Here is an 18062-nt window from a genome sequence, read left to right on the forward strand (position 1 = left end):
CCGGCGGTGGCTGGAAACCGTTTGAGGGGTGCGGCTTCCAGTGTTCGGCCGTCCGTCCTTACGAAGCCCGTTTGAACAGGCCCGCAAGAAGCGAAATGACCAGGAAGGCGAGGAAGATGAAAAACAATATCTGCGCTATGCCGGCGGAGGTACCGGCGATGCCGCCGAAACCAAGCGCGCCGGCGATGATGGCAACGACGAGAAATACGAGCGCCCAGTAAAGCATGATCCATCTCCTTCGAATGGTGCGATGAAAACGTGGGTGGTTGCGGTTTGTTCCCACCCTTTGCCGAAAAAGACCGTGCTTGCAAATCGTTCGAGCGGAAGCGCAGGAATTCAACGTCGCCGCCCGGGTGCATCAGGCGGCACGAAGTGACGAATTGATCATCTGGAGAGATTCGGGAGCGAGGCTATCGCCTTGGGTTCGTCAATTCCTCCACTCCCAATTCCCGACTATGCGGCGGCTTTCGCCTGCCGGTCAAAGAACAGTGCCTGGCTGATCAGCGCCTTGACCATGTCGGGATTGAACGGCTTGGTGACCAGGAAGGCCGGTTCCGGTCGTTCACCAGTCAACAGGCGCTCGGGGAAGGCGGTGATGAAGATGACCGGCACCGACGTCGATGACAGGATTTCGTTCACGGCCTCGATGCCGGAACTGCCGTCGGCAAGCTGGATGTCGGCCAGCACCATCTTCGGCCGCGTCTTGCCGAACATCATCACTGCCTCGGCATGGGTGCGCGCCGTTCCAACGACGCGGTGCCCGAGGCTCTCGACCATTTCTTCGATATCCATGGCGATCAGCGGTTCATCCTCGATGATCAGAACGTCGGTTGCCACCTGACGGGATATCTCGTTGCTCGCCTGGGCAAGCAACTCTGAAAACTCCTGGTCACCGACGTCAAGGATCTCAGCCGCTTCCTCCTCGCTGAAGCCTTCGACCGCCACGAGCAGGAAGGCCTGACGGGGCCGTGGTGCAATCGCATTCAGATTGGCGGCGGTGCGCTGTTCCCACGCCGATTGCGCCTGTTCCTGTGGAACGCGGATGGCGACCGATGTGAAAAGCTTGGCGAAAACCTTGTACAGCGCGATGCGGTCGCTCGATGCTTCGGGAAATATCTCGATATCGGCGATGATGGCCTCAAGCATCGCAGCGACCAGCGCATCACCACTCTCTTGCGACCCGGAAACAGCCCGCGAGAAGCGGCGCAGGAAGGGCAGATGTGGTGCGATGGTGGCGGATAAGCTCATGGTAAGACGTCTCCCTCAGAATGACGCGATTGCGTAGCAGGTCAAGCTGACTGCAAGCCCTGATAACGCGGATTTTTTGAAAAAGTTCCACCTCGACGGAACAAAAGCCGGGAAGTGGCGTTTGTGGTGGGGATGGGCAACCAGACGAGGGCGCCGCTTGCGTTGTGTTGAGTACGGTAAGAGCGGCTTGAGCGCTGGGAATACAAGGGCAAAATGAAGGATATGACGAAAGATATTCTGACTGGCGCCGAGAGCAGGCGCCGGAACGGTTCTGGTGACGCTCTTGGGCCGAACTCCGAAATCGGACGCAAACTCAAACAATATTACGACGCGCTGGTCTCCGACGATGTGCCGGATCGCTTTTCCCAGTTGCTTAGCCAACTGGAACAGGCTGAACCCGCACAGAAGAAGGACTGAGGCATGGCCGCGGTCTCACAAGGCTTCAAGACTGATCTGCTTGGGGCAATCCCAAGTCTGCGCGCGTTTGCTGTGTCGCTGACGCAAAATGCCGATAAAGCCGACGACCTCGTCCAGGAAACACTCGTCAAGGCTTGGGACAAGCATGAGAGCTTCCAGCCCGGCACCAATCTCAAGGCCTGGCTTTTCACCATCCTGCGCAACGAGTTCTATTCGCAAATGCGCAAGCGCGGGCGCGAAGTGCAGGACAGCGACGGTATCATGACGGCCAGGCTTGCCGTTCATCCGGCCCAGCACGGCCAACTCGACCTTAAGGACTTTCGCGGGGCGCTGGAGCAGTTGCCGGAGGACCAACGCGAAGCCATCATCCTCATCGGCGCATCTGGTTTCTCCTACGAGGAGGCCGCGGAGATCTGCGGCTGCGCGGTGGGGACGATCAAGAGCCGCGTCAGCCGAGCCCGTACCCGCTTGCAGGAGATCCTGAAAATATCAGGTGAGGACGAGTATGGTCCGGACGCGATTTCGGCCCAGGTAACGAGTTCGCCGGCGAGCTGACCGCGATCGCGTCTCAAGCGCGTCCGCAGGCCGCCGCGACCGCTTGCACCAGGTCTTCGCCTGAGTAGGGTTTGCCAACCAGCCTGACGCCCGGAAACGATGCCTTGATTTCATCGGCATCCGAATAGCCGGACGCAAACACGAAAGGTATGCCTGCCGCGCGCAGCCCGGAAGCGAAATCGATCGTCGAGGCGCCGCCCAGCATCAAGTCGACAATGGCTGCATCGAATCGCGTGGCGACTTCCCGGCCATCGACCTCGGTCAGGTCACGGGCGATCACCACCTCATCGGCGCCATGATCGCGGCAAAGTTGCTCGACATCCATGGCGATGAGAAATTCGTCCTCCAAAACGAGAATCCGCAATCCGTCAAGCAATGTGGGCACAGGCAAAGACTCCTTGAAACGCCGGAGTCATGATCGCTAATTGGCTTGCTGTCATTTAAAAAAGACATGTGGCCAGCGGGCGGAACCTCAATCCTTGCAACGCGTTGAAACGCGGCTCTCCAAGAGCGGCTTTCGAAGGGGGTCGAGCGGGCTTTCGAAGGGGGCGAAATGTCAGTCCAGAACAATAACGCTTTCTCCAGCCGCCAATATCCCTGCGAGAACTGCCCATTGCGGCCGTTGCCGGTTTTCCGCGACTTCGAAGAACAGGAGCTGGCCTTCATCAGCAAATTCAAGAAGGGTGAACTCGCGGTCGATAAGGGCGACACGGTGCTGGTGGAGGGAAGCCATAGCGCCCATCTCTACACCGTGCTCTCCGGCTGGGCGTTTCGCTACAAGCTGCTGCGGGACGGCCGTCGCCAGATCCTCAATTATCTCATGCCCGGGGATCTGATCGGCCTGCAAGGCAGTGTGATGGGCGAGATGCAGCATTCCGTCGAGGCACTCTCACCGATGCTGCTGTGTGTTTTCGAGCGCGAATATCTGCACGAGCTGTACCGCAATCATCCCGGGCTGGCCTACGACATCACCTGGATCGCATCGCGCGAGGAGCGGATGCTGGACGAGAATCTGCTCAGCCTCGGGCGCCGCAGTGCGATCGAGCGCGCCGCCTATCTCATCGCCTTCATCGGCAGCCGGGCCAAGGTCGTCGGACTGAATGGCAGCCAATCCGTCCAGATACCGATCACGCAGCAGCACATTGCCGATACGCTCGGCCTGTCGCTGGTTCACACCAACAAGACGATCCGCAAGCTGATGGATCGCAAGCTGATCGTCTGGCGCGACGGCGGCTGCGCGGTCTCCGACAATGAAGGGCTCAAGCGGCTCGCCGGCTGGGAAGGACTGGGCGAGGCGCGCCGGCCACTAATCTGAGGAAGCGTCTTTTTGCGAAGCCGGCGGATCGGGTGCGCGCCGATGCGTTTTCGGCTACTTTGTCCGCAGTGCCGGAACCATGAGGCGCGCAGCGCGTTTGAAACCGAGCAATCACAAGGAGTTAAGCCATGGCCACTGCCGCAGGAAAGACCGCAACCGACGCCCGTGCAAATGCGGACCTGGAAGCCGACATCAGGCAGTTGAAGGCCGACATCGACAAGCTCACCAAACAACTGGCCAAGACCGGCGAGCATGGCTATGGCACCGCGCGCCGTGCAGCGACAGAAGGGGTCGAGCAGTTGCGCGCGCAGGGCGAAGCAGCCTTTGACAGCTTGCGCAGCAATGCCAAGGACATCGAAGCGCAGATGATGGCAAGCGTGCGTGAAAAGCCGGTGACGTCACTGGCAATCGCCGCTGGCGTCGGCTTCCTTTTCGCGCTCATCGCGCGTCGCTAGTCGCGCTACAGATGGGAATGTTGGCAACCCTGATCTCGGGCCTCGCCTCGGGGGAAACCGTGGCCGCCGTTCATCGGGCGCGCACGGCGGCAATCGTCTATGTGATCGCCATGGCCGCTGCGCTTTGCGGTCTCGGCTTTCTGGTCGGGGCCGCCTATATCTGGACGGCGATGCGCTACGGGTCGCTTGCCGCCGCGCTGGGGTTTGGCGCCGGTTTCCTGGTGCTCGCCGGACTTATCCTGCTGATCTACCGGATATCCGCAGGTTCGCGCGCCCGGCGCCGGGCGCAGCGCCGCAATGCCGACATGAAGGCGATCGGCGTCACCGCCGCACTCGCCGTGCTGCCGAGCCTGCTCAAGGGAAAAGGCGGTCTCGGCGCCATTCTGGGGCCGGCCGTGGCGCTCGCGGCCTACGCCATCTACCGCGAGAATGTGAAATCCGACGATCCGGATGAGAGCGAGCGGACGTAGAGCTGTTGGGAGATCACTTCGACAGCTCTTCCAGGGGCATCGATATTTCGGCAAACACGCCTTCCGGCCGGAATTCATGGGTCACTTCGCTGGAAATGACCTTGGCCAGGCTGCGGCGAATGAGGATAGAGCCGAAGCCTTGCCGATCCGGCGGAGCGACTTGCGGCCCGCCGCTTTCGCGCCAGGTCAGCACAAGACGCCGGGCATCCTTCCTGCCTTGCGTCCTCCAGCCGAGGTCGACCCTGCCTGACGGCACCGACAGCGAGCCATATTTCAGCGCGTTGCTGGCGAGTTCATGCAGGATCAGGCCAAGCCCGACGGCCTGGTCGGGCGACAGCAGCAGGTCGTCGCCGGAGATCGTCATGCGCGGCTGCTCGGCCGTTTCGAAAGGTCTGACCTCGATCTGGACGAGTTCACTGATGCCGATGCCACGCCACTCGCGGTCCGACAACAGATTGTGGGCGATGCCCAAGGCCTGAAGCCTGGCGCCGAAGGCCTCGAGGAACTGGCTTGGCTGGCGGGCATGGCGCACGGTCTGGGTTGCCAGCGCCTGGACGGTCGCCAAAGTGTTCTTGACGCGATGGTTGAGTTCACGCAGCAGCAGCCGTTGCCGTTCGTCGCCGAGCTTGCGCTCGGAGATGTCGTAATTGACGCCGAAGATCAATGTCGGCTTGCCGTCGCCGTCACGCTCGATCACACGGCCGCGCGTGGCGAGCCAGCGCGGCGGGTGAAAGCCCTTCACCCGGTATTCGCCGAAATAGTCGTCGCTGCCGGTCAAGGCGTCGCGAAAGCGGGTTTCGGTCTGGTAGACGTCGCGCGGATCGATGGCGGTGAGGATGTCGCGTGCGCGCAGCCGGTTGGAGCGCGGCAGGTTGAACAGCTCCGACATCAATGTGTCGCATTCGATGACATCGGTGCGGATATCCCATGCCCAGCTGGCGAGCGAGGCCGCATCGAGTGCGATGGCGCGTCGTTTTTCCTCGCGCGCAAGTGCGGCCTCGGCGATCGCGCCGCTGCGGGTTGCATCCTTTAGGGTGAACAGGCTGGCGGCGAGGCCGGCGAGCGCCTTCAACTGGTCGAGCTCGGCTCGGGATGGAAAACCATGCGGCTCGCGGTCGAGCACGCACAGCGTGCCGATGCGGGCACCTGCCACGACCATCGGCGCGCCGGCATAGAAGCGGACATGGTGCTTTCCGGTGACCAGCGGGTTGGTCTTGAAACGGGGGTCCGCCGTTGCATCCACGACCACCATCGGCTCGTCGCCCGCGGCAATCGCATGGGCGCAGAAGGAGACGTTGGTCGCGGTTTCGGTCTCGTCCAGGCCGAAGCAGGATTTGAACCAATGCCGTTCAAGGTCGACGAGTGTGACCAGGGCCATCGGCACCTGCATCACCGCTGCGGCAAGGCTGCTGACGTGGTCGAAATCGGGGTCGGCCGCCGTATCCAGCATCTCCAATCCGTGCAGCACGGCCAGCCGGTCGACATCCATGACTGCTAGCGCAACTTCGGCCGGCAGATCGGGTGCTGTTTGCGTCTTGCCAATCACCCCAATTGCCTCGTCCCGGTCTTCGTCGCCGCATGCTTGCGCTGGTGCAAGGCCAGCACGCTTTTCCGGAACCATCCTAGCGAGGAACCGTTACCCGACCATGATTTGCCGGGCGCGCCAGTTGGTGCAGAATGAGACAGGGATCGAGCATGGCCAAGATCATTCCAGAAAACAAGGCGCGGCAGGGGCGATGGGGCTGGCATGGATTTCGGATCCTGATCGCCGCACTGCTTCTGGTGTTTGCTGCATGGGGCATTGCCGAGATCTATGGTGTGTTGATCAAGGCGCCTAACAGCGATGAACAGCATGTCCCCACACCGCCCAACACCACCGAGCAGGCTCCTGCCGGGTAAAGCCGGTCTGTCCGTTGCGTCGCACCTCATCAGGCGGCTCTCGACTGGGCCGCGCTCGCCGGAACCAATACATTCAGTGCGCCAGGCTGGATCTCGATTACCGTTTCACGGTCAAGCCTGACCAGTTCGCCGTCCATGACAGCGCGAAATTTGCTGCTGCCCGAATGGATTTTCAGCACCGTTCTGTTCGCCTGGTGGATTTCGACATGTTCGTTGTCGCGCCATTTGCCGCGCGCCATGTTGAAGAAGAACTTGACCAGTTCGGCGCGCTGCTTCGCCACCGTGACATAGACACCGAGCACGCCGCCCGCAGGATTGTCGGCATAAGGCAGATGGCCTTCGCCGAATAAGTTGTTGGTGATGCCGATGCCGGTGATGCGTGCCGCCATTTCGGCGTCGCCGATGCTGAGCGTCACATTCATCGCAGGTGGATTGTTGATCGTTGCCCAAGCCGCCTTGGCCGAGGCGCGGATCTTTCCCAACCGCGAACCGAACTCCATCTTCTGGCGCAGTTGCACCATCTTCGCGTGCATGCCGATCGAGAACTGGTGCACGAAAGGTTGGCCATTGGCCGTCGCCACATCGACAGCAATGATTTCGCCGTCGGCGAAGGATTTCAGCGCCCCGTCGAGCGACTGCGGAATGCCCAACCCGCGTGCGAACAGGTTCATGGTGCCGGCTGGCAATATGGCAAGCGCCTTCTTCGTGCCCATCAGTCGGGCGGCCGCGGCGGAAATGGTCCCGTCGCCGCCACCCGCCAGCACGATGTCGACCGAGCGACGCGAAGCGGCGTTGTCCAGCGTCTCCACCACATCCTTGCCGGCGACAATTTCGATGCTGAGCGAGTGGCCTGCCGTTTCCAGCGTCTGATGCATCCTGTCGGAGAAAGCGGCGAGGTCGGTGGTGCGCAAAGTGCCGCCGTCCCGGTTCAGCACCGCTGCAAATCTCATGCCCCGCTCCACCAGGTCAGCCAAAAGGCGGCCGGGATATACCCAGCCAACGGCTGAAACGCGGCGTCGACAGAAAGGTTCCTCTTGCCACGGGGTGACTACCCCAGCGGCTCAATAATTTCCGTGGTTTCGTTCCCGGACCGCAGCGCTTTGTCGGAACAACTGACCCGGTCACGACGTTGTGAACCTGCAGATGCCGCGTTCCCCAAGGAGACGCGGCGCATGAGATCAGGCACGAGGAGAGACTACCATGATCCGCAATCTTTTAGCCACGACGGCGCTCGCAACCTTTGTCGCGACCGGCGCCTATGCGCAGAACGCAACAAATACGGCGCCTGCCACGCCCGCCGTCCAGGAGCCCGCCGCCGCTCCTGTGGCACGCGCAGAGGGCAGCATCGTCACCAACATCATCGGTGAGTCCGTCTACAACGGCACCGGCGACGATGCCGAAAACATCGGCAAGGTCAGCGACGTCGTGTTCGACAAGGATGGGCAGGCGAAATCCGTTGTCATCGACGTCGGCGGTTTTCTGGGTGTCGGCGCCAAAAGCGTTGCTTTCGATTACGGCAAGCTGCAGTGGGCCGAAAAGAATGGCGACCGCTGGTTGGTGGCCCAGACGACCAAGGACGAACTGACGGCGCAGGCAGAATTCGATAAAAAGCCTTACAGCCCGACCCCAGCACCTGCGGCATCGACCGACGCAACAGCGCCGGCAGCACCCGCGACGACGGACACAGCGCAAAAGCCTGTCGACATGAACGCCGCTTCGGCAGAACCAGTCAAGCGCGCCGACGGCAATCTCGCCACCAACATCATCGGGGAAAACGTCTATAACGGCACCGGCGATGACGCCCAGAACATCGGCGACGTCAACGACATTGTGCTGACCAAGGATGGCAAGGCGCAGTACTTGGTCATCGGCGTCGGCGGTTTCCTAGGCCTTGGCGCCAAGAACGTCACCTATGACTTCTCGAAGGCGCAGTGGGCCGAGAAGAATGGCGACCGCTGGCTGGTCGCCCAGACCACCAAGGAAGAATTGCAGGCGCAGCCGGATTTCAACCGCAAGGCCTATGACCCTGCGCCGGCAACGACGGCTTCGAATGCGCCGGCAGCAGTCGCGCCCGCCGCAGCCCCTGCCGTCGCTCCGTCCGACAAGACGGCACAGGCTCCGGCGCCCACGACCCCCGATGCCTCGGCTCCGGACCAGACAAAGACCGCAGCCATCGACAAGTCGACGCTGACCGAGATGCCGGTTGGTGAGATTCGCGCCGATGACCTCAAGGGCACGACTGTCTATGGCGCCAACGACGCCAAGGTCGGCGAGATCGGCGATGTCGTGCTTGCGCCCGACAAGAAGGCCGATGCGGTGATCGTCGATGTCGGTGGCTTTCTCGGCATTGGCGAGAAGGAAGTCGCGGTCGGCATGGATAATCTCAAATTCATGACCGACAAGGCGGGCAACAAATACCTGTACACGACCTTCACCAAGGAACAGCTCGAGGCACAAACCGCCTATGACAAGGGCAGCTATGCCGAGAAGCGCGATCAGCAGCGCATGATCGTCAGGTAGTTTCCACCCAGTCGGATACAGGCCCGCGCCGGCAACGATGCGGGCCTGTGTTCATGTGTGGCATGGAGGCAGGCCAGCGGCATGGCCGACGAGGCCGTTCTCGGTCAATTCGGCCAGTGCCAGCGATTGGTCGAGATGTTCGGCTCGCCAGGCGAGCAGCCGTTCGGCGAATTCCAGACGCACGGCGAGATGGCTGGGGTCGGCCGCGAGATTGTCCAATTCGTCCGGATCGTTTTCCAGATCGAACAGCAGCGGCGGCAGGTTGCCGCCGAAATGCACATATTTGAAACGCTCCGTGCGGATAACGGCGAGATTGCATTGGCGTGAGGCGATGCCGAAATGGCGTTCGGCCTCGCCCGCGACAACCGAGCGGAAATCGAACTCCCAATGCGCGGCATCGCGCCACGCCGCAGGGGTTTCCCCGCTCAGGAACGGCTTCAGCGACCTGCCGTCGAGATGCGGCGCGGGCTCTTCGCCGAGCAGGTCGAGAAACGTCGGCAAAATGTCGACCGCTTCCGTGAAGCTGTCTACCTTGCCGCCGGCCGCCTTGCCGTGGCGCGGATCGCGGATGATCAGCGGAATGTGGTAGCTGCCGTCGAAATAGCCGCCCTTGCCCAGCATGAAATGGTCGCCCATCATCTCGGCATGGTCCGAGGTCAGCACGATGATGGTGTCGTCCCACGCGCCGGCCGCCTTGACCGCTTGCCAGATGCGGCCGAGCTGGGCGTCGACCTCGGAAATCATGCCGTAATAGATCGCGCGGAGGACGCGAAAATCGTCTTCGCTCCAGTCGTGCACCTTGCCTCTGGCGTCGGGGCGAAATTTCATCTGTTTCTGCCGGCCGAGATCATAGGCTAGATAGGGATGGTTTTCCGCCTCCTCCTGCCAGCTTGCCGCGCGCCGGAAGGCCGGGCCGTCAGCCGGATCGTACATTGTGTTGTAGGGCTCCGGCACTATGAAGGGCGGGTGCGGGCTGATGAAGGAAAGATGCGCGAACCACGGCGCGGCGTGCTCCTGTTCGCCAAGCCAACGCGCGAATTCGCCGGTCAGGAAGGCCGCCGGGGTTTGCTGCCCGGAGTAGACGGGCGGTGTGTTGCCGACAGTGGTCCCGACTGCGCCGTCGGCCACCGGGCGATGGATGTCGGGGGATCCGGCGCTGGCGTCGACACCTTGCAGCTCCAGCCAGGATAGCCATTGCTTCTGATGCTCGGGCAGCAACTGGCGCACCGTAAAGCCCGGCAGCACGCCTTCATAGCTTTGCAGCCGCGGATCGCCCGGCGCCAGCAGGCGCGGATCGAGCGACACATCGGTGTAGCCGAACAGCGTCGGATCATAGCCCAGGGCGCGAGCCGAAAGCGCAATGTTGCCGTGGCGAGCGTCGAGCGGCGTGCCATTGCGGCAGACGCGGTTGTTCATCTGGTAGAGGCCGGTGTAGAGGCAGGCGCGGGCGGGCGAGCAGGGCGCCGCGCCGCCATAATGCCGCTTGAACAGCACGCCCTCCGCGGCCAAAGCGTCGGCATTCGGCGTTCGCACGACCGGATGACCGGCGGCGGACAGACAATCGCCGCGCCACTGGTCGCATGTGATCAGGAGAATGTTAGGCCGCCTGGCTTTTCCAGTCACTCACGATACCTTTGTCCCAGGATGTCGAACGCCGTTTATGGAACCGAATTCTGGCCATGGCGCAAGTCTGACCTGCGAGCCAATTGGTGAACGAACCTTGTTCCATCGTTCACTTTTATGACACAGTCCATTCTGTGTTTGCCGCCTTTGCGGAAACTGCCCTGGTCCTCATATTGGCGTGGACAGCGGCGAGGGCCGCACATGACCAAGGGAAGGAGCAAGACAATGCTCGACCAGATCAAGGGCCTGCATCACGTCACGTCGATGGCCAGGGATGCCCGCCAGAACAACGATTTTTTCACCAGGAAACTCGGTCAGCGCCGGGTCAAGAAGACCGTCAATTTCGACGCGCCTGATGTTTACCATCTTTATTACGGTGACGAGGCCGGTACGCCGGGTTCGGTGATGACCTATTTCCCCTTCCCCGACATCGGCAAGGGCCGGCATGGGGTCGGGGAAGTCGGAACCACCGTCTACTCGGTGCCGGAAGGCACGCTTGGCTATTGGGAAAAACGCTTTGCCGATGAGGGCGTCACCGGCCTCTCGCGCGAAGAAACCTTCGGTGAGAAGCGCCTGGCTTTTGCCGGACCGGATGGTGACGGCTTCGCGCTGGTCGAGTGCAAGAGCGACAGCAGAGCACCCTGGTCAAAAGGCGGCGTTCCCACGGATGAGGCGATCCGAGGCTTTCATTCCGTGTCGCTCAGGCTGAAGGATGGCGGCGCCACGGAAGAGCTGCTGAAGTTCATGGGCTATGAGGAAGTCGACAAGTCCGGCAATCTCAGGCGGCTGGCGGTGAAGAACGGCAATGGCGCCGATGTCATCGACATCGAATCGCTGCCGAGCACGGCCTTCGCCGATCTCGGTGCCGGCTCCGTCCATCACGTCGCCTTCGCGGTCGAGAACCGCGCCAGGCAGCTCGAAGTGCGCAAGGCGTTGATGGATACCGGCTATGGAGTGACGCCGGTGATCGACCGCGACTACTTCTGGGCGATCTATTTCCGCACACCGGGTGGCGTGCTGTTCGAAGTCGCCACCAACGAGCCGGGATTCGATCGCGACGAGGATACCGCTCATCTGGGCGAGGCGCTGAAGCTGCCGACGCAGCACCAGCACCTGCGGCCCTATCTCGAACAGCATCTGCAGAAGTTGGAAGGCTGAGACCATGAGCAAGGACGCTTACATCCACAAGGTGCTGCCCGGTTCGCCGGGCGGTCCATTGCTGTTCGTCTTCCATGGCACGGGAGGCGATGAGAATCAGCTTCTGTCGCTGGGGCGCGATCTCGCGCCCCAGGCAACCATCGTCTCGCCGCGCGGTGATGTGTCGGAACAAGGTGCCGCGCGCTTCTTTCGCCGCGCCGCCGAGGGCATCTACGATATGGACGACCTGGCGCGGGCGACGACCAAGATGGTGGGCTTCGTCAAGGCCCATGTTGAAGCAGCAAAGCCATCGGCCGTGCTTGGTCTCGGCTATTCCAACGGGGCCAATGTCCTGGCCTCGGTGGTGTTCGCGGTTCCAGCGCTGTTCGACGCGTCGGTGCTGATGCATCCGCTGATCCCGTTCGAACCTGAGGTCAAGGGCAGCCTCGCCGGCCGCCATATCCTGGTGACCGCCGGCAAGCGCGATCCGATCTGTCCACCGAACCTGACCACGCGGCTCGAGGCCTATTTGCGTGCCGACGGCGCCGATGTCACAGTGGAATGGCACGATGGCGGGCACGAGGTGCGGCCAAACGAGATCGAGGCGGCACGGCGGTTCTTTGCCGATACTGCCCAAGGAGCATAGCAATGCCTGACCAACTGCCTGAGATCGAACTTGAGGATCGCGGTTCCAAGGGCCGCTACGTCCTGCGTGGACCCGATGGCGCCGAGGCCGAGATGACTTTCACCAAGATCGGTGAGCACCAGATCATCATCGACCACACCGAAGTGCCGGACGTCTTTCGCGGCCAGGGTGCCGGGCTTCGGCTTGTCACCCGCGCCGTCGAGGATGCGCGTGCGGCGGGCAAGAAGATCATCCCACTCTGCCCGTTCGCCAACGCCCAGTTCCGCCGCCATCAGGAATGGGCCGACGTGCTGAAGCGGTAGGGATTCGTTGCTTGGAAACGGCGCGGCAAGCGGCTGCCATCCCACCGGGGCGGCTTTGGCATTTGCGCGGGTGGCGCATCCTGCCTAAGTAGATAGGATATATCTTAGCCGCGCCGACAAACGAACCGAATGATCCCCCAATGACCGAAACCGATCTCGTTCCCGTCTTCGACGGCCACAACGATACGTTGCTCAGACTCCATCAGTCGAAAGACACGGACGTCGAAAAACTGTTCATCGAGGGGAAATCGGGCGGCCATATCGACCTGCCACGCGCGAAAGCCTGCGGCTTCGCCGGGGGCATGTTCGCCATCTTTCCGCCGCCTGTCGAGAAATCCAGGCGCGGCGCCGTGCCCCTGGCGCCGGGCGCCGCCGAACCGCTGCCGCCCGAGGTTCCGCGCAATGAGGCGCTGACCTCGACCATCGCGATGGCCTCGATCCTGTTCAGGCTGGAACGGGCCGGAGCGCTCACCGTCTGCCGCAGCGCCGGCGATGTGCGCAACGCCATGGCGCAAGGGTCGATCGCGGCGGTGTTCCACATCGAAGGGGTCGAGGCGATCGATCCCGAGCTCACCATGCTCGACGTGCTGCATGAAGCCGGCCTGCGCTCGCTCGGCATCGTTTGGAGCCGTCCGAACGCCTTTGGCCACGGCGTGCCGTTCCGCTTCCCGTCTTCGCCCGACACCGGCCCTGGCCTGACCGATGCCGGCAAGGCGCTGGTCAAGGCCTGCAACCAGTTGAAGATCATGATCGACCTGTCGCATCTCAACGAGAAGGGCTTTCGCGATGTCGCCGCACTCAGCGATGCGCCGCTGGTGGCGACCCATTCCAACGTGCACGCGATCTGCGGCCATTCGCGTAACTTGACGGACTGGCAGCTCGGCGCGATCCGCGAAACCGGCGGCATGGTCGGGCTGAACTTCGCAACCGGCTTCCTGCGCGAGGACGGTCGCATGAATGCCGACACCAGCCTCGATATCATGGTGCGCCATATCGATTCGCTGCTGCAGGCGCTGGGTGAGGATGGCGTTGGTCTTGGCTCTGATTTCGACGGCGCCATGATCCCGGCCGTCATCAGCGATGTCGCCGGCCTCCCGAAGCTGATCGATGCATTGGCGGCACGCGGTTTCGGCCGCGCGCTGATCGAAAAAATCGCCTATCGCAACTGGCTCAATATGCTCGAGAAAACGATAGGTTAGAGACAGCCTGCGGCATGGTGTGTTCGGCCCGCCGGCATATGTCGACAAGGACATAGTTCCTCGGTGGAAGCCGGATGCGATTGGGTGGATAGCCGGCAATGCTGAAGACCTTCACGGATGAGGGCGGCGAATTCGAGCGAACCGATGTCGTCATCGTCGGTGCGGGTTTCACCGGCCTGTCGGCGGCGCTTGAGATGAAGAAGGCCGGCATCGATTTCATCCTGCTCGAAGCACGCGACCGCGTGGGCGGACGCGTCGAGTCCCGACTGAACGGACTTGGCGAACGCATCGATAGTGGCGGCCAGTTCCTGTGCGAGGACATGCCGGAATTGATGGCCATGGTCGAGGCGCGCGGCAAGACGCTGGTTGAAACCCATGTCGATGGCGACTTCATCACCCAGCCGACGATGTCCGCACAACGAGCAGAGCGGACCTATCATGCCGCGATGGCGATCCGCGAGCGCATGAACGGGATCGATCCGGACGATGCCTCGATTGCCGGACTGACCGTCGCCGACTGGCTTGCCTGCCAGCACGATTCGGCCGATGCAAGGATGGCTTTCCGTTCGATGATCGAAGGTCTCTGGTGCATGGCGCTGGACCAGATTCCTCTCTGGTATTTGATCGGCAATGACCGGCGGGTCACCAACGAGGTGACGGAACTGCAATATTCTGTGCGCGAAACCATGCATTCGCTGGCCGACGATCTGGCCCGCGACCTTGGCGATCGGTTGCGGCTAAGCGAGCCGGTCACGCGCATCGAGCACAGTTCGCAAGGTGTTCTTGTCGTTTCGGCCGGGGATACCGTCGAGGCGCGCACGGTTCTGGTTGCCGTCCCGCCGGCGACGGTGACGGAGCTCGCCTTTGCCCCCGCTTTGCCGGCCGGACTGGGGCGGGCACTCGGCGCCTGGGAAAGCGGCGCGGCTATCAAGATCCTGGTGCGCTATGCCAAACCGTTTTGGCGGGCGCGGGATTTGAGCGGCATGGTGATGTGGCTCGAGCCGCCGGGGCTGTTTGCCTGCGACGCCGGCAAGGATGCGGAGCATGCGGCGCTCGTCGTGTTCGTCGGCGGCTCGCTCGCGCTGCGTTGGCGCGACCTCGGCGAGGCGGAACTGCGTGCGGAGGTGACCGGCCGGCTGGAGGCAGCCCTTGGTCCGGATGCCGGTGACGTCATCGATTTCAGTTTGCGTGACTGGATAGGAGATCGCTGGAGCGGCGGCGCGTACAGCGATCTTATTGTCGATGTTACAGCGACAGACGCCGAGCGAACGATCCTTGCCGCCGCACCGCCGGTGTATCTCGCCTCTTCAGAACTCTCGCCATCGTTTCCGGGGTATGTCGAGGGCGCCATCATTGCCGGGCGCATCGCCGCGCACAAGATCATTGCCGAGCTTCAGGCTCCGGGCTGAGCCTGATCTTTTCGAAAGACTGTTTGGCAAGATCGGTCAAGTTGCGCCTCGAGCCCTCGGCGCCGTCAAAGCCATGCCCGATTTTGCCCGACTTCGCCCGAAATGCTGTTTCGAATTCGTTACAGTGCCAACCCTTCGCCACCCCATCACCGTTACAAAGCGCGGATAAGTTCATTTCACCGCCAAAAGAAACTCAGCGAAGGGGAAGGTAATGCATGCGAAAATCCAGACGATCCGCGGCGAGAGCCGCCTTCAGGCTCCAGAGCGCAATGACCGCCGTCCGAAACTGGCGCTGCGCCAGCGGGCCAGCGACCACCCCATGGCGATGTTCATGGTGCTGGCTGCTTGCGCCTTCGTCGGCATGGCGTTCACGCCGACAATCGGGCCGGCCTTCGCTTCGTTGAATCCGCCGGCCAATCTCATCGACGGCGCGCAGACGACGACCAGGACCGCGCGTCTGCCGGTGCCGGTGACCGACTTCGCCTGCAAGGGCCAGGCCTGGGGTGCCGAGAGCATGGATTGCCTGCGCGCCATCGCCGAACAGTCCGGAACACACAAAAGCCGGGCGATCCGCATGATCGCCAATGCCGCGCCGTTGACCGGCACGCCGAATATTTTCTGATTTCCGTCGAAGCATGGTCCCGAAAACCGTTCCCGTTTTGTGGATCATGCTCTGACCTCCCCGAGCGCCCTCCAGTGCGCTCCTTTTGGCTCCCGCCCCCGGGAGCCTCTTTTTTATCCTTTCAAGGCCGCCTGTTCGGCGATGGCGGAGAGCACGCTGCGCACATCCAGCGTGCTGAACGGCTTTTCCAGAATCTGTGGTCGCTGGTGCGCCGGCAAGGCTTCGATTTCGGCTTTGGCACCGATCAGGTCTCCGGTGACCAGCACGAAACGCCGCGCCAAATCGGGCTTTTCGGCGAGCAGCTCACGATAGATCGATATGCCGCTGACGCCGGGCATGCGCAGGTCCGAAAAAACGATGTCCGGCGGCATATGGCCGCTCAAGGTGGCGGCGGCCGATTCCCAGACCGGCACGATCCGCGACTTGATGCCCATCAGTTCGAGGATGTCGGAGAGTGACCCGGCGACATCCGGCTCGTCGTCGATGATCAAGGCATGGCGCAGGCCGCTCGATCGCGGCTGGTTGTCGCCGGCGGTGGCGAGGCCGGCCACGATGGCCGGCAGCTGGACGACGAAACGCGCGCCTCTCGGGAGCACTTCCTCGAACCAGACATTGCCATTGTGCCGCTCGATGATCGATTTCGAGATCGACAGGCCGATGCCGGTGCCGACGCCGACCGGCTTGGTGGTGAAATAGGATTCGAAGATGCGGCCGCGGATCGCTTCCGGCACGCCGGGCCCATTGTCCTCGACCGAGAAGCAGGGATGATCCCGGTCGCTGCGGAACGTCCGCACCTTGATCAGCCGGTCGCCGGCAATGCCAGCCAAAGCGTGCTGGCTGTTGATGAGGAAATTGGCCGCCACCTGCGTCACATGGTCGGCGTCGGCCATGGCCAGCAGCGGGCCTGCGGCGAAATCGGTGTCGATGATGATGCCGCTTGAGCGCGCGCCATAGGCGGTCACTTCAAGTGCCGCCCGGATCACCTGGTTGAGGTCGGTCTCGGCTTGTGCCGCGGGATGGAGGCGGACCATCGACAGGAAGCTCTTGACGATGCGGCCGCAGCGCTCGGCGGCCGCGCGGACCTTTTCGGCGCGCACCTTGGTTTGCGGATCGGAGGCGAATTCGTGCAGCAGCGTCGATTGCGCCACAACCACGGCCAGCGGGTTGTTGAGCTCGTGCGACACACCGGCCAGCAACGAACCCATGGCCGCCATCTTCTCGTTCTGGTGCAGCTTCTCGCGTTGCCGGCCGATTTCCTCCTCGGCGCGCAATTTGTCGCGCAGGTCGCGGATGGAGCCGAAGATCAGGCGGCGGTCGGCAACCCGCATCTCGGTGGCCGTCAGCTCGATCGGGAACACTTCGCCGGCGGCATTCTGGGTCACCGTCTCGAGCCGCTGGCCGACCATCGGCGCGCCGCGGCCGGACATGTATTCGGCTCCTGAGGCATAGCCCTTGCGGTAGTAGATCGGCACGATCGTATCGAGCAGGTCCTTGCCGAGGATGTCGCTGCGCTGGAAGCCGAACATCTTCTCGGCGGCCGGATTGAATTCGATGATCGAGCCGGTCTCGTCGATGACGACAATGGCGTCGAGCGAGGCCTGCAGCATGGTGCGGCGAATGACCTCGCTGGCGTGGGCGTCGGAGGGCGAGCGCTCTATGGCGTCGCCGATGGCCAGCGCGATGATGTGCAGCGTCGCCTCTTCCTCGTCGGTCCATGCACGCTCGTTGATGCAGTCATTGACCGCCAGCGTGCCCCAGAGATGGCCGTGCGCGAAGACCGAGACCGAGAGGAACGATTTGATGTTCTGCTTCTCGAAATCGGTCCTCAGGAAGCCTTCGAGGTCGCGCGTATGGCCGGCGAAGATCTTGCCTTGCCTCTCGTCCTCGGCAAGCCGCTCCAGCAGCGGGTCGGAATTGACGATCGATTGCATGATGACGGTCGGTGATGCCAGTTCGCCGCCGAAAAGAGGGTCGATCCAGTAGGCGGCGACGGATTGGGCGAAGCCCTGGCCGGGCAGTTCGCGCAAGCGAAACAGGATGCCGCGCTGGCAATCCATGGCCCGGCAGAGCGTTTCCAGTATGCCGTCCATCTCGCGCTGCCAGTCGCCGGCCTCGCGCAGCCGGCGAACGACGCGCACGGCCGCCATCGCCGCGCCCTGCCTGAACCCTTGCATATCGGTGCTTGCTGCTTCAGCGATCATCTTGTGCTGTCATTCCGGAGTCGCGCCAATTCGGCCGGCGAGCA

The 18062-nt window shown here is 62.5% G+C and carries 20 protein-coding genes; 13 read left to right on the forward strand and 7 right to left on the reverse strand.

Annotated features, from left to right (window positions below; all coding sequences use genetic code 11):
* Positions 1-58: 58 nt before the first annotated feature.
* Together AC0NIL_RS07255 and AC0NIL_RS07260 are read right to left on the reverse strand one after the other, a co-directional pair.
* The gene (locus tag AC0NIL_RS07255; protein WP_013529282.1) at positions 59-226 is read right to left on the reverse strand and encodes a DUF1328 domain-containing protein; all 168 of its coding nucleotides are present in this window, start codon (positions 224-226) and stop codon (positions 59-61) included.
* Between the two features lie 227 nt (positions 227-453).
* Positions 454-1248 (reverse strand): response regulator, encoded by a 795-nt coding sequence (locus AC0NIL_RS07260; protein ID WP_013529283.1) that lies wholly within the window; start codon positions 1246-1248, stop codon positions 454-456.
* A gap of 213 nt (positions 1249-1461) precedes the next feature.
* Here AC0NIL_RS07260 and AC0NIL_RS07265 point away from each other — a divergent pair, with 213 nt between their 5' ends.
* Both AC0NIL_RS07265 and AC0NIL_RS07270 read left to right on the forward strand, forming a co-directional pair.
* A complete protein-coding gene (locus AC0NIL_RS07265) occupies positions 1462-1665 on the forward strand; it encodes a NepR family anti-sigma factor (RefSeq protein WP_032809255.1) in 204 nt (67 codons plus the stop codon).
* A gap of 3 nt (positions 1666-1668) precedes the next feature.
* Positions 1669-2220 (forward strand): RNA polymerase sigma factor, encoded by a 552-nt coding sequence (locus AC0NIL_RS07270; protein ID WP_013529285.1) that lies wholly within the window; start codon positions 1669-1671, stop codon positions 2218-2220.
* A 13-nt stretch (positions 2221-2233) separates the two neighbouring features.
* Here AC0NIL_RS07270 and AC0NIL_RS07275 read toward each other — a convergent pair whose 3' ends face one another.
* Entirely contained in the window at positions 2234-2545 is a 312-nt protein-coding gene (locus AC0NIL_RS07275; protein ID WP_050580453.1) for a response regulator, read from the reverse strand.
* Between the two features lie 228 nt (positions 2546-2773).
* Here AC0NIL_RS07275 and AC0NIL_RS07280 point away from each other — a divergent pair, with 228 nt between their 5' ends.
* The 3 genes from AC0NIL_RS07280 to AC0NIL_RS07290 all read left to right on the forward strand — a co-directional run bounded on the left by AC0NIL_RS07280 (position 2774) and on the right by AC0NIL_RS07290 (position 4460).
* Positions 2774-3535, forward strand: a complete 762-nt coding sequence (locus tag AC0NIL_RS07280; protein ID WP_027163153.1) for a Crp/Fnr family transcriptional regulator — start codon at positions 2774-2776, stop codon at positions 3533-3535.
* Between the two features lie 128 nt (positions 3536-3663).
* Complete coding sequence (locus AC0NIL_RS07285) at positions 3664-3990, forward strand: ElaB/YgaM/YqjD family protein (protein WP_013529287.1); 327 nt, start codon at positions 3664-3666, stop codon at positions 3988-3990.
* A gap of 11 nt (positions 3991-4001) precedes the next feature.
* Positions 4002-4460: a hypothetical protein gene (locus AC0NIL_RS07290; RefSeq protein WP_013529288.1), complete on the forward strand. Its 459-nt coding sequence runs from the start codon at positions 4002-4004 to the stop codon at positions 4458-4460.
* 13 nt (positions 4461-4473) lie between these two features.
* Here AC0NIL_RS07290 and AC0NIL_RS07295 read toward each other — a convergent pair whose 3' ends face one another.
* Complete coding sequence (locus AC0NIL_RS07295; RefSeq protein WP_275954424.1) at positions 4474-5949, reverse strand: sensor histidine kinase; 1476 nt, start codon at positions 5947-5949, stop codon at positions 4474-4476.
* Between the two features lie 206 nt (positions 5950-6155).
* Between AC0NIL_RS07295 and AC0NIL_RS07300 the strand changes: the two genes are divergently transcribed.
* Positions 6156-6359, forward strand: a complete 204-nt coding sequence (locus AC0NIL_RS07300) for a hypothetical protein (protein ID WP_013529290.1) — start codon at positions 6156-6158, stop codon at positions 6357-6359.
* A gap of 29 nt (positions 6360-6388) precedes the next feature.
* Here AC0NIL_RS07300 and AC0NIL_RS07305 read toward each other — a convergent pair whose 3' ends face one another.
* On the reverse strand, positions 6389-7309 hold the full coding sequence (locus AC0NIL_RS07305; RefSeq protein ID WP_063173814.1) for a diacylglycerol/lipid kinase family protein: 921 nt from the start codon (positions 7307-7309) through the stop codon (positions 6389-6391).
* Between the two features lie 250 nt (positions 7310-7559).
* Here AC0NIL_RS07305 and AC0NIL_RS07310 point away from each other — a divergent pair, with 250 nt between their 5' ends.
* Positions 7560-8879, forward strand: a complete 1320-nt coding sequence (locus AC0NIL_RS07310; protein WP_063169140.1) for a PRC-barrel domain-containing protein — start codon at positions 7560-7562, stop codon at positions 8877-8879.
* A 51-nt stretch (positions 8880-8930) separates the two neighbouring features.
* Here AC0NIL_RS07310 and AC0NIL_RS07315 read toward each other — a convergent pair whose 3' ends face one another.
* A complete protein-coding gene (locus AC0NIL_RS07315; protein ID WP_473572998.1) occupies positions 8931-10502 on the reverse strand; it encodes an alkaline phosphatase family protein in 1572 nt (523 codons plus the stop codon).
* Between the two features lie 225 nt (positions 10503-10727).
* Here AC0NIL_RS07315 and AC0NIL_RS07320 point away from each other — a divergent pair, with 225 nt between their 5' ends.
* The 6 genes from AC0NIL_RS07320 (at position 10728) to AC0NIL_RS07345 (ending at position 15817) form a co-directional block, all read left to right on the forward strand.
* On the forward strand, positions 10728-11660 hold the full coding sequence (locus tag AC0NIL_RS07320; RefSeq protein ID WP_063173190.1) for a VOC family protein: 933 nt from the start codon (positions 10728-10730) through the stop codon (positions 11658-11660).
* A gap of 4 nt (positions 11661-11664) precedes the next feature.
* The gene (locus AC0NIL_RS07325; RefSeq protein ID WP_064993244.1) at positions 11665-12285 is read left to right on the forward strand and encodes an alpha/beta hydrolase; all 621 of its coding nucleotides are present in this window, start codon (positions 11665-11667) and stop codon (positions 12283-12285) included.
* A 2-nt stretch (positions 12286-12287) separates the two neighbouring features.
* Positions 12288-12587 (forward strand): GNAT family N-acetyltransferase, encoded by a 300-nt coding sequence (locus AC0NIL_RS07330; protein WP_013529296.1) that lies wholly within the window; start codon positions 12288-12290, stop codon positions 12585-12587.
* A gap of 140 nt (positions 12588-12727) precedes the next feature.
* Positions 12728-13786 carry a dipeptidase gene (locus tag AC0NIL_RS07335; RefSeq protein ID WP_473573000.1) on the forward strand — a complete coding sequence of 353 codons (1059 nt, stop codon included), beginning with the start codon at positions 12728-12730 and terminating at the stop codon, positions 13784-13786.
* Positions 13787-13884: 98 nt separating this feature from the next.
* Positions 13885-15195 carry a flavin monoamine oxidase family protein gene (locus AC0NIL_RS07340; protein ID WP_473573002.1) on the forward strand — a complete coding sequence of 437 codons (1311 nt, stop codon included), beginning with the start codon at positions 13885-13887 and terminating at the stop codon, positions 15193-15195.
* A gap of 211 nt (positions 15196-15406) precedes the next feature.
* Complete coding sequence (locus tag AC0NIL_RS07345) at positions 15407-15817, forward strand: hypothetical protein (protein ID WP_024503021.1); 411 nt, start codon at positions 15407-15409, stop codon at positions 15815-15817.
* A gap of 113 nt (positions 15818-15930) precedes the next feature.
* Here AC0NIL_RS07345 and AC0NIL_RS07350 read toward each other — a convergent pair whose 3' ends face one another.
* The gene (locus AC0NIL_RS07350) at positions 15931-18018 is read right to left on the reverse strand and encodes an ATP-binding protein (RefSeq protein WP_027163147.1); all 2088 of its coding nucleotides are present in this window, start codon (positions 18016-18018) and stop codon (positions 15931-15933) included.
* Positions 18019-18062: the final 44 nt, after the last annotated feature.

The sequence above is a fragment of the Mesorhizobium sp. WSM1343 genome, assembly GCF_055901535.1.